The sequence below is a fragment of the Klebsiella michiganensis genome, assembly GCF_015139575.1.
GTDB lineage: Bacteria > Pseudomonadota > Gammaproteobacteria > Enterobacterales > Enterobacteriaceae > Klebsiella > Klebsiella michiganensis.
The window spans coordinates 4,688,248-4,700,140 of the sequence record NZ_AP022547.1 but is presented as its reverse complement, the minus strand read 5'-3'; the positions used below and the strand labels follow the sequence as shown (position 1 = coordinate 4,700,140).

Genomic DNA, 11,893 nt, shown 5'->3' with positions numbered 1-11,893 from the left:
TGTCGCCTCCTCAGGAGACCGTACGCAGCTGCGGATCCACCGCCGCGCGCTGGCGGGCCGCTGCGGTCTTGCGAAACCACAGGTAGCCGCCGAGCATCATGGCGGCGAAAATCAGCGCCAGCAGGGTGTTGTACCAGACCATCGTCACCAGGCAGAGTACCGCCATGGCCAGCGCGAAGGCCGGCGCCCACGGATAGAGCGGTGCGCGGAACGGTCGAATCAGCTTCGGCTCGCTGCGGCGCAGTTTAAACAGCGCCGCCATCGAGGTGATATACATAACAATAGCGCCAAATACCGACATCGTGACGATACAGGCGGTCAGCGGCATCCCGCTAATGGTGATCAGCGAATCGGAGAAAATGGCGGCGATGCCCACCACGCCCCCGGCGAGGATCGCCAGATGCGGCGTGCGGGTGCGGCGGTTCAGCGTCGCCAGGCTGGCGGGGAGATAGCCCGCGCGCGCCAGCGAGTAAATCTGCCGCGAGTAGCCCATGATAATTCCGTGGAACGAGGCCACCAGGCCGAAGAGCCCCAGCCACACCAGCATATGCAGCCAGCCGCTGCTGTTGCCGACCACCATTTTCATCGCCTGCGGCAGCGGGTCGTTAATATTGGCCAGGGTTCGCCAGTCGCCCACGCCGCCGGCAAAAATCATCACGCCAATCGCCAGCACGGTCAGGGTCAGGATGCCGCCGCCCAGCGCCCGGGGAATGGTGCGCTGCGGATCCTTCGCCTCTTCGGCGGCCATCGATGCGCCTTCAATCGCCAGAAAGAACCAGATAGCGAACGGGATGGCGGCAAACATCCCCGGCAGCGCCAGGCCGCTGAAGCTCTCCGCGCCCGCCCAGCCGTTAGCGGTAAAGTGGCTCCAGGAGAAGCCCGGCGCGACAACGCCCATAAACACCAGCAGTTCGAAAATCGCTAATAACGTCACCACCAGCTCAAAGGTCGCGGCGATACCCACGCCGAGAATATTCAGCGTCATAAAGATGATGTAGGCGCCGCAGGCCACCCATTTGGGGTCGAGCGCCGGAAACTGCACGTTAAGATAGGCGCCGATGGCCATGGCGATGGCGGGCGGGGCGAAGACGAATTCAATCAGGGTTGCGAAGCCGGCGATAAACCCGCCGGTCGGGCCAAAGGCGCGGTAGGCGTAGGCAAAAGGCCCGCCCGCATGCGGAATGGCGGTGGTCAGCTCGGTAAAGCTAAAAATAAAGGCGCAGTACATCGCGGCGATGGCCAGCGCGACGATCATAAAGCCCAGCGTCCCGGCCTGGGACCAGCCGTAGCTCCAGCCAAAATACTCTCCGGAAATAACCAGCCCAACGGCGATCCCCCATAAGCGGAAACTGCCGAGCGTTCTTTTTAGCGTTGTGGTTTGCTCTGTCATGTTCGTTGCCTCGCCAGATAAAGATATCGGGAGGGTTGCAAAGAGAATGCCAGGGCATACCACCGATAAACGTGGCGGTTTACGTCAACGAGGATCAAAAAAGGTGCAGACCGCGCCTGGCGGAAGAGTCGCGGTGGTGCAGCTGCCCGCAAATGTGGCGTTACTGGTGCACGATGGCGCCAGCGTCTTTTTTGCGCCATCGCGCCAGGCCGCTTTGCAATTTAGCAGTGGTCGCGGTATAAGGAATCTCTTATCTGGATGTTTAGATGTCTATACGCCCATGAGGTCAAATGCAAACAACACAACAACAAGGTGGGCAGCTTAAGCGCACCATGAAGACCCGCCACCTGATTATGCTGTCGCTGGGTGGCGTTATTGGCACAGGGCTATTTTTTAATACCGGCTATATCATCTCCACCACCGGAGCGGCGGGTACGCTGCTGGCCTATCTGATTGGCGCGCTGGCGGTCTGGCTGGTGATGCAGTGTCTGGGCGAACTCTCGGTGGCGATGCCGGAAACCGGGGCGTTTCACGTCTACGCCGCCCGCTATCTCGGCCCGGCGACCGGGTACACCGTCGCCTGGCTCTACTGGCTAACCTGGACCGTCGCGCTTGGCTCAAGCTTCACCGCCGCCGGATTCTGCATGCAGTACTGGTTCCCGCAGGTGCCGGTATGGGTCTGGTGCGTGGTGTTCTGCGCGGTGATTTTCGCCCTCAACGTTATCTCCACCCGCTTCTTTGCCGAAGGTGAATTCTGGTTCTCGCTGGTGAAGGTGGTCACCATTATTGCCTTTATTATTCTCGGCGGGGCGGCGATCTTCGGCATCATTCCGATGCAGGATGGCTCCCCGGCGCCGGGGCTGCGCAATCTCACCGCCGAAGGCTGGTTCCCGCACGGCGGTCTGCCGATCCTGATGACCATGGTGGCGGTTAACTTCGCTTTCTCCGGCACCGAGCTTATCGGCATCGCGGCGGGGGAAACGGAGAATCCGCACAAAGTCATTCCGGTGGCCATTCGTACCACCATCGCCCGGCTGATTATCTTTTTTATCGGCACCGTCTTCGTGCTGGCGGCGCTGATCCCGATGCAGCAGGCGGGAGTCGAGAAAAGCCCGTTTGTGCTGGTGTTCGAAAAGGTGGGGATCCCTTACGCGGCGGATATCTTTAACTTTGTGATCCTGACGGCGATTCTGTCGGCGGCCAACTCTGGCCTTTACGCCTCCGGGCGGATGCTGTGGTCGCTCTCCAATGAAAAAACGCTGCCGGCCTGTTTTACTAAATTAACCAAAAACGGCGTGCCGCTGACGGCGATTTCGGTGAGCATGCTCGGCGGCGTGCTGGCGCTCTTCTCCAGCGTCGTGGCCCCGGATACGGTGTTTGTCGCGCTGTCGGCGATTTCCGGCTTCGCGGTGGTGGCGGTATGGCTGAGCATCTGCGCCTCGCACTTTATGTTCCGCCGCCGCCATCTGCAGCAGGGGAAGGCGCTAAGCGAACTGCACTACCGCGCGCCGTGGTATCCGCTGGTGCCGGCGCTGGGATTTGCGCTTTGCCTGGTGGCCTGCGTGGGTCTGGCGTTTGACCCGAGTCAGAGGATTGCGCTGTGGTGCGGGATCCCGTTCGTGGCACTGTGTTATGGTGCGTATTATCTGACTCGTTCACGGAAACTCACCCAGGAGCCTCAACATGTCGCAGAATAATCCGTTAACCGCCCTCCTTGACGCAAAGCCCTTTATCCTGCTGGACGGCGCGATGGCGACGGAGCTGGAAGCGCGCGGCTGCAATCTTGCCGACAGCCTGTGGTCGGCGAAAGTGCTGGTCGACAACCCGGAGCTTATCCGCGAAGTTCACCTCGACTATTTCCGCGCCGGCGCGCAGGTGGCGATCACCGCCAGCTATCAGGCGACGCCGGCGGGCTTTGCCGCCCGTGGCCTCGATGAAGCGCAGTCGAAAGCGCTGATCGGCAAAAGCGTTGAGCTGGCCCGCAAGGCGCGGGAGGCGTATCTGGCGGAAAACCCGCAGGCGGGCGCGCTGCTGGTTGCCGGTTCGGTCGGGCCGTACGGCGCCTTCCTGGCGGACGGTTCGGAGTATCGCGGCGATTATGTCCGCAGCCGTGAGGAATTTCAGGCGTTTCATAGTCCGCGCGTGGAAGCGCTGCTCGACGCCGGGGCCGATCTGCTGGCCTGCGAAACGATGCCGAATTTCGCCGAGATGAAGGCGCTGGCGGAGCTGCTGATCGCCTATCCGCGCGCGCGGGCGTGGTTCTCGTTTACCCTGCGTGATGCGCAGCATCTCAGCGACGGCACGCCGCTGCGGGAAGTGGTTGGGGTGCTGGCAAACTATCCGCAGGTGGTGGCGCTGGGCATTAACTGTATCGCGCTGGAGAACACCACCGCCGCGCTGGCGCATCTGCATAGCCTGACGGCGCTGCCGCTGGTGGTTTATCCTAATTCCGGTGAGCACTATGACCCGGTATCCAAGACCTGGCATCACCACGGCGAAGCCTGTGCAACGCTGGCGGAATATTTACCCCAGTGGCTGGCGGCGGGGGCGAAGCTGATTGGCGGCTGCTGCCGCACGACGCCGAAGGATATTGCCGAACTGAACGCCCGGCGTTGAGTTTGCGCCGGGTGGCGGCTGATGCCTTACCCGGCCGACAACGTGCACGAATCGTAGGCCGGGTAAGCGTAAGCGCTACCCGGCATCAATCATCCGGCATCCGCTAACACAAACATCCCGTACGGGTGGATTTCGAGATAGTAATGCTCGCCGACGTCCGGCTGCAGTCGCGTCGCGTTCACCTGCAGCAAAATTTCCTGCCCGTGCCACTCCACCGTCACCTCGTACTGCGGCCCCATATAGGCCACGTGACGGATCGTGCAGCGCTGGCTCTCCTCGCCGCGATCGCTCAGGGTGATCGCCTCCGGGCGGACGCCGACGCTGCCCTCGCCGTGGGCGGCAAAATGCAGCGGCCTCGGCAGCCGATAGCCATAAATATCGACGAATCCCTCGCTGAAGGCGGCCGGGAACAGGTTGGCATCGCCCATAAAGCTCGCCATAAAGCGCGACGCGGGCTGGCGGTAAAGATCCTGCGGCGAGCCGATCTGCATGATATGCCCCTTATTCATCACCAGCACGGTATCGGAAACCGCAAAGGCTTCACTCTGATCGTGGGTCACGTACAGCGAGGTGATATCAAACTGCTTTTGCAGTTCGCGGATCTTATCGCGCATGCTGCGCCGCAGGTTGGCGTCGAGGTTACTTAACGGCTCATCAAACAGCAGCACCTTTGGCTTGAGGATCAGGGCGCGCGCCAGCGCTACGCGCTGCTGCTGGCCGCCGGAGATCTGATCAACATAGCGGTCTTCGAAGCCCTCCAGATCCACCATCGCCAGCGCCTCCTTCACCCGCGCTTTCACATCGCTGCGCGACGCGCCGAGCATCTTCAGACCGTAGCCGACGTTGTCCCCCAGCGACATATGCGGAAACAGGGCGTAAGACTGAAACACCATACAGATGTCGCGCTGCTGAATGGAGCGATGGGTCACGTCTTCGCCATCGATGAAAATCTGCCCTTCGCTCGGTTTTTCCAGCCCGGCGACCAGGCGCAGAATGGTGGTCTTACCGCAGCCGGAAGGGCCGAGCAGGGTCACCATTTGCCCCTGCGGGATGGTGAGATTGATATTGTCGATAACCGTGTTGCTGCCGAATCGCTTGGTGACGTTGCGCAGTTCAACAAAATTTTTCTGACTCATAGTGCGCTCCATTACGCCTGGTTTTTGGCTTTTGACCGGGAGATACGCGCTTCCCCGATCAGCCAGTCAAAGATAAAAATAATCGCCAGCATCACTACGATCAGAATCGATCCGTAGGCGATCGCCACGCCGTATTCGCCGTCTTCCACCCGGTTGAGGATATAGGCGGTAGCGACGCGGGTGTCCGGCGTCACGAGGAACACAATGGCGCTGACGGTGGTAATGGCGCGCACAAAGCTGTAGATCAGCGCCGAGAGGATCGCCGGGCGCAGCAGCGGCAGCAGGATATGCGTAATGGTGCGCAGGGAACCCGCGCGCAGGCTGAGCGACGCTTCGTCCAGCGATTTGTCGATCTGGCCTAAACCGGCAATGCCCGCCCGGATGCCCACCGGCACGTTACGCATCACCATCGAGATAATCACAATCGCCGCCGTTCCGGTGAGGTACACCGGCGCGCTGTTAAAGGCGAGAATATAGGAGACGCCCGCCACGGTGCCCGGTACCGCGAAGCACAGCATGGTGGTGAACTCGATGGTCTTTTTGCCTTTAAACTGCTGACGCACCACGATCCAGGCGATCAGCAGGCCGAAGGCGGCGGTGATCGGCGCGGCGATCCCGGCGTAGAGCAGGGTATCGAGCAGCGAAGGCCAGGCGCCGTCGCTCATCCCCTGGCCGAACAGCTTGATAAAGTTATCCAGCGTCAGGGTGTAGTCCACGCCCCAGTTAACGGTAAAGCTGCCGTAGAAAATGCTGCCGTAGAGCAGGGCGTTGAAGGCGATCCACACCGCCAGAATGGCGATCACGCTCCACACCAGGGTCACCGGCAGCGGCTGCACGTCGCCGCGATAGGACTTACCGGAAACCGTGACGTACGAGCGCTTGCCGATCCACATATACTGAATGCAGAACACCAGCAGCGAGAACAGCAGCAGGAACGCGCCCAGGGTACTGGCGGCCTGATAATCGAGCTGCGAACCGGTGATATAGAAGTAGATTTGCGTCGCCAGCACGTCGAAGTTGCCGCCGAGCACCAGCGGGTTGCTGAAGTCGGCCAGCGACTGGACGATGACAATTAAAAACGCGTTCGCCAGCGCCGGTTTCAGCAGCGGGACGAAGACGCCGTTAAAGGTTTGCCAGCGGCTGGCGCGCAGGGTGTACGACGCCTCCTCCAGCGACGGATGAATGGTTTTAATCGCGCCGTCGAGGATCATAAACGCCATCGGAGTGAACGCCAGCACCTGCGCCAGCCAGATGCCGGTAAACCCGTACAGCCAGTTGGTGTTGGTTAAGCCGAACCAGTCGACCATCAGCTCGGTGACGTAGCCGGAACGGCCCATCATCAGGGTAACGCCGAGGCCGACGACAAACGGCGGGGTGACGATCGGCAGAATCGAGAAAATGCGGCCAATAATCGCGCTGCGCTTTGCGATGCGGGTGGTGTAAATCGCCAGCACCAGGCCAAAGAAGGTGCAGCCGATGCCTACCGCAATCGACAGGGCGATGGAGTTGAGGATCACCTGGACAATATGCGCCTGCGACAGCACGGCCATAAACGCCAGCGGGGCAAACTCGCCGGCGTCGTTGGTGAACATCGGGATGAAAATGGCGATGCTCGGCCAGACGATAAAGACGCCGATTAACGCCACGATGGTGACCAGCGAACCAATCACAAAGCGGTCGCCGCCCAGCCATTCCAGGCGGGTGAGCGCCAGGGTCATGATGGCGCCCAGCGCGACAAACAGCACGAGGGTGGCGTAGCCTAACCCGCGGCCTTCCACGGTGGCGCTGACGACGATAAACGCCATACAGAGGAGCGCCCAGCCGGCGTCGAGGTAGTGGCGGCTGCGCTGCTCCCGGCTGGCTTCCTGCCATGGACGAATCAGCAGCAGGCTCGGCAGGAGATACCACAGCCAGCTGATATTGAACTGTGACCAGCCGTAGGCCGCGAGAATTTCATCGCGCGTGGACTCCAGCAGACCGTAATCCAGGCTCCAGCTCGGCAGCAGGGCGAACGCCAGCCAGCCGAATAAAACCCAAAGGAATATCGCATCCCGCTTTTTCACGGGATGGAGTGCAAGTGTGTGTGACATAAGTTTTCCGGTGTCGTAGGCCGGGTAGGGCGTGGATGCCGCCACCCGGCAAATGAACGCAGTGCGGGCTTATTTACCCATCTTCACTTCGCTAACCCATTTATTGATGAGCGCTTTACGCACGTCCGTTGAGCCGTATTTATCCATGTCGTAGTTGATAAGCTTCAGGTCGTCGAGCTTCAGCGAGTTCGGCGAAGTTTCGGCGCTGGTGTTGGTCAGGATCTGATAGGACTTGCCTTTCTTCCACGCCAGCTCCTGGGCCTCTTTCGACAGCACCCAGTCGACGAACAGTTTGGCGTTGTCGAGGTTGCGCGCGCCCTTCAGAATGCTCACGCCGCCAATTTCGTAGCCGGTGCCTTCGCACGGCGAGATCAGCTCCAGCGGCGCGCCCTGTTCTTTTTCCAGCGAATAGTCGTGCAGGAAGCCGATGCCGATGGCCGTTTCACCGCGGGCGGCGTTGCGCGCCGGGGCGATACCGGACTTCGTGTACTGGGAGACGTTAGCGTTGAGCTGTTTAAGATAATCGAAAGCCTGATCGTCTCCCCACAGCTGGGCGAAGGTCGCCAGCGCGGTGTAGGCGGTGCCGGAGCTCTGCGGGTCGGCAATCTGGATTTCGCCTTTGTATTCCGGTTTGGTCAGATCCTTCCAGCATTTTGGCACCGGCAGGTTTTTCTCTTTCAGGCGCTGGGTGTTCACGCCGAAGCCGAGAATGCCGACGTACACCGCCGAGGAGTAGTTGCCTTTCAGCTTCGCCGGATCGCGGAACTGCTCCATCACCTGCGTAAGATTCGGCGATTTATAGGGCTGCAGCAGGCCCATTTCGCCGGCCTGGGACTGCGGGTCGAGGGTGCCGCCGTACCAGACATCCGCCTGCGGGTTTTTCTTCTCGGCATCGACCTTCGCCAGCGTGCTGCCGGAGCCGTTGCGAATAAACGAGGTTTTTACGTCATATTTTTCGCCGAAGGCTTTAGTTTCCGCCTCACACATTTCGTTGGTGGCGCTGCAATAGACCACCAGACGACCTTTGGCGTGCGCCGCGCCGCTTAACGTCGCCAGCGCAATGCCGGAAGCAATCAGGGTAGTGACCAGCGTTTTTTTCATTATTTTATCCTTTGAGCAGCAGAGGTAGTAATGCTCGCCATCAGCAGCGGCATCAGCAATAAACCCATCAGAACTGCGGCGACCGAGAGTAAACTGAACATCCCCGACCAGCCGTAGCGTTCAATGACCAGCGACAGAGGCCAGCCCGCCAGCGCTGCCCCCAGATAGGCGAACAGGCCGAGAAATCCGCTGATGGAACCGGCCGCCGCTTTGTGTCCGCACTCCACCGCCGCGAGGCCAATCAGCATTTGCGGGCCAAAAACGAAGAAGCCCACCGTAAAGAAACAAACCGCCAGCAGCGCGTAGTGGTGTACCGGCGCCAGCCAGAGCGCGGCGACGGAGACCATCAGCCCCAGCGTGAACAGTAAAATCATCGGCGCCCGCTGGCCGCTGAACAGCAGATCCGAGCCCCATCCGGCGAACAGCGCGCCGAGCAGGCCGCCCGCTTCAAACAGCATCACCGTGGCGTTGGCGCTGAGTAGATTGACGCCGTGGCTCTCCGTCAGCCAGATGTTGCCCCAGTCGTTGAGCGCGATGCGGATCAGGTAGACCAGCACATAAGAGACGCCCAGCAGCCAGATCATCGGGTTCTTCAGCATCGTGGTGCGCAGCATCTGCCACAGCCCCATCGGCGGGCTTTGCCGCTCCTGGCGCAGCTCCAGCGGGTCGTTACGCCAGGCGCCCACCGACGGCAATCCCTCTTCGCGGGGCGTTCCTTTCAGGTGCAGCGTTAACCAGATGCCTGATGCCATGCTGATCGTCCCCGGCGCCAGCATCGCCGCCTGCCAGCCCCACCAGTGGGCGGCAAAGGCGCTAATCAGCGGGATAATAGCCCCGCCGATGTTGATCGACATATTCCAGCAGCCCCACCAGAAGCCGCGTTCGTTGCGCGAGTACCAGTGGGTTAGCAGGCGGGCGCAGGGAGGCCAGCCCCAGCCCTGAAAAAATCCGTTCAGCGTCCAGACCGCCAGCAGCAGCGTCAGCGACTCGCCGAAGGCGAACACCACGTTCAGCAGACCGGTGGCGAACAGGCCCGCGCCCATAAACCAGCGCTGCCCGTGGCTGTCGTGCCACAGCCCGGCGGTAAACTTCGACAGGCCGTAGGTCAGGTAAAACAGCGACCCCAGCAGGCCAATATCGCCTTTATCCAGGCCCAGATCCGTTTGCAGCGCCGGCAGAACGTAGTTGACGCTTTTGCGCGTCAGGTAAAACGCCGCATACCCGATGACCATGTACATCAGCAGCTGCGGACGCAGCGTCCTGTAACGTTGATTAATGTCGGTTGCTGAGCGCATAGCCGTCTCCGTTTTGCTGACTATATGAAAGTGAAATCGAAAGGGGATGAGAGAAAGTCCGGAGTGACTAAGACTTTTTCCTGGTTAGCCGGCTGTTTGTTGCAAATTTGTGGGCAAGTTAACAATTACGCGTGTGCCGCGCTGCGACTCCAGCGTCAGCTCTCCGCCCAGGGCGCTGACCCGCTCACGCATGCCCTGAATGCCGAAGCCGGCCATTTTGTCGGGGCTGATGCCGATACCGTTGTCCTTCACCTCCAGGCGCAGCAGCGTCCCCTGCTGATACAGGGCAATGGCGACCTCGCTGGCGTCGGCGTGCTTACAGACGTTATTAAGCAGTTCCTGTAGCAGCCGATAGAGGGTGAAGCGCACCGTTTCGCTCTCCGGCGTGGCGATGAGCCGGTAGTCAAAGCGACAGCGGATACCGCGCTCGGCAAAGGCAAACTCATTGAGCAAATGGTGTAGCGCCTCTTTAAACGACAGCTCATCGAGGGCCGGCGGGCGTAGCTGGCGCAGCAGCTGGCGGGTGGAGTGGTGAATACGCCGGGCGAGATCGTTAATCTGGCTGGCGGCGGCCTGGGTTTGCGCCGGATCGCGCGCCCGCTTCACCAGCTGCGACTGGATCTGAATGGCGGTAATATTCTGGCCGATTTCGTCGTGCAGCTCGCGCGCCAGGCTTTTGCGCGTATCCTCTTCGGTATGGATCAGCTTTTCGGCCAGCGCCCGCCGGGCCGCCAGCTCCGCCTCCAGCCGCTGGCGATAGTGGTGCAGGTTTTGCGCCAGGTGCTGCTGGCGACTGATGGCAATCCCCAGCCCGATACCGAGGAGCGCCTGGGTCGCCAGAAAAATCTCCAGCTCCACCAGGTTGCTGAATCCGACGCCAACCTGGCGGGCGATGGTGATCATCATGCTGCCCAGCAGACCGGAGAGAACGCCGCCCTGCCAGCCGAACTTCCACGCCATCACCACGTTGGGCAGAAACACCACAATTAACAGCAGACGCTCGATTTCCGGCGACAGAACCATCTGGGTGCCGATGCCGATAATAAAGAACAGGCTGCACCAGATGATCAATGAGGTGCGCAGCGGCGGATTATTGGTATCCAGCCCCAGCAGGTGGTAGCGGTGCTGCTGGCGCAGGAATTCAAAAATCAGATAGACAAACGGCGTCAGCAGCACCCCGCCGGTAAACGAGGCCAGGCCGAGCATCATCGCCGGGCTTTTCACAAACGGCGAGAGCAGGGCGGTGTTGAGCAGCGCGCTGGCGGTAACCGTGGCCAGCAGCAGCGTCAGCCGCTGCCAGTAAAGGGGAAAGCGGTGCCAGAACTGTTGGGCGATGCCGGCGGGAAGCAGGCCGATCAACGGCGCGGCCAGCAGAATATAGCCGTTCAGCAGCTGTTCGCCGTGCAGCCAGAGCAGCATCAGCACCGGAGGCAGCACCAGCGCGGGCCAGTAGCGGCGCGAAAGCAGGATCAGCAGCGCCAGATAGACGCCGTGCGGCAGGAACAGCGCCGCCTGCTGGCCGTTATGGGTCAGGTAAAATCCGAGCGTCCACAGCATCAGCCAGCCGCTTCCCCAGGCCAGCACGATGAACAGCGAGATGACGCTGTGGCGAAGGCTGCGCGACATTAATGACCCGCCAGCAGCTGGTGGTCGAGGGCGAAATGGACCAGATCAATGGTGCTGTGACACTGTAGTTTGCCCAGCACGTTGGCGCGATGGACGTGAACCGTTTTGTGGCTGAGTTCGAGCTTAAAGGCGATCTCCTTGACGCTGTCGCCTTTAACCAGCAAATCAAATACTTCGCGTTCACGCGGGGTGAGCACTTCCAGCACCTGCGCCGGTTGCTCTCCGCCGCGCAGCGCCCGCAGCGCATCGGCGCACAGGTAGTGTCCGCCCATACCGACGGAACGCACCGCCTGGACCAACTCTTCCGGGCCGCAGCGTTTGGTCAAATAGCCGCTGGCGCCGGCATCAAGCGCGCTCTGCACGAAGGTGGGGGTGTCGTAAATACTGAGAATAATGGCGCGGAACTGCGGCTTTTGCGCGCGCAGGCGCTTTAGCAGGCTCAGGCCGTTCTCATCCGGCATGGCGATATCCATGACCGCCACGTCGACGTCGTCGCGCAGCAGCGCCGGCCAGGCTTCCGCCGCGCGGCTGAACTGGCCAACCACCTCGAGATCTTCTTCGAGGCTGAGTAACTGCGCAAAGCCTGAACGCACCACCACATGGTCATCGACCAGCACCACTCGAATCATGTTTCTTCTC

9 protein-coding genes are annotated in these 11,893 nt (G+C 60.9%); 2 read left to right on the top strand and 7 right to left on the bottom strand.

The features are described from left to right. Positions 1-10: 10 nt before the first annotated feature. A complete protein-coding gene (gene eat, locus JLG71_RS22080) occupies positions 11-1,390 on the bottom strand; it encodes an ethanolamine permease (protein WP_200913820.1) in 1,380 nt (459 codons plus the stop codon). Positions 1,391-1,680: 290 nt separating this feature from the next. Here eat and mmuP point away from each other — a divergent pair, with 290 nt between their 5' ends. Together mmuP and mmuM are read left to right on the top strand one after the other, a co-directional pair. After that, positions 1,681-3,087, top strand: coding sequence for an S-methylmethionine permease (gene mmuP, locus JLG71_RS22075; RefSeq protein WP_200913819.1), 1,407 nt, complete (start codon positions 1,681-1,683; stop codon positions 3,085-3,087). Continuing rightward, positions 3,074-4,006 carry a homocysteine S-methyltransferase gene (mmuM, locus tag JLG71_RS22070; RefSeq protein ID WP_200913818.1) on the top strand — a complete coding sequence of 311 codons (933 nt, stop codon included), beginning with the start codon at positions 3,074-3,076 and terminating at the stop codon, positions 4,004-4,006. Before mmuP ends, mmuM begins: the two co-directional genes overlap by 14 nt. 89 nt (positions 4,007-4,095) lie before the next feature. Here the strand turns inward: mmuM and fbpC are convergent, their stop codons facing one another. The 6 genes from fbpC to JLG71_RS22040 all read right to left on the bottom strand — a co-directional run bounded on the left by fbpC (position 4,096) and on the right by JLG71_RS22040 (position 11,883). Further along, positions 4,096-5,142, bottom strand: coding sequence for a ferric ABC transporter ATP-binding protein (gene fbpC / locus JLG71_RS22065; RefSeq protein WP_064379731.1), 1,047 nt, complete (start codon positions 5,140-5,142; stop codon positions 4,096-4,098). Positions 5,143-5,153: 11 nt separating this feature from the next. After that, complete coding sequence (locus JLG71_RS22060; RefSeq protein WP_085522053.1) at positions 5,154-7,232, bottom strand: ABC transporter permease; 2,079 nt, start codon at positions 7,230-7,232, stop codon at positions 5,154-5,156. Positions 7,233-7,301: 69 nt separating this feature from the next. Further along, a complete protein-coding gene (locus tag JLG71_RS22055; RefSeq protein WP_025107206.1) occupies positions 7,302-8,333 on the bottom strand; it encodes an ABC transporter substrate-binding protein in 1,032 nt (343 codons plus the stop codon). Then, positions 8,333-9,652 carry an MFS transporter family glucose-6-phosphate receptor UhpC gene (uhpC, locus tag JLG71_RS22050; protein WP_224225971.1) on the bottom strand — a complete coding sequence of 440 codons (1,320 nt, stop codon included), beginning with the start codon at positions 9,650-9,652 and terminating at the stop codon, positions 8,333-8,335. Before uhpC ends, JLG71_RS22055 begins: the two co-directional genes overlap by 1 nt. 60 nt (positions 9,653-9,712) lie before the next feature. Continuing rightward, complete coding sequence (locus JLG71_RS22045; RefSeq protein WP_064405121.1) at positions 9,713-11,254, bottom strand: MASE1 domain-containing sensor histidine kinase; 1,542 nt, start codon at positions 11,252-11,254, stop codon at positions 9,713-9,715. After that, on the bottom strand, positions 11,254-11,883 hold the full coding sequence (locus JLG71_RS22040; RefSeq protein ID WP_014228124.1) for a response regulator transcription factor: 630 nt from the start codon (positions 11,881-11,883) through the stop codon (positions 11,254-11,256). Before JLG71_RS22040 ends, JLG71_RS22045 begins: the two co-directional genes overlap by 1 nt. Positions 11,884-11,893 lie beyond the last annotated feature (10 nt).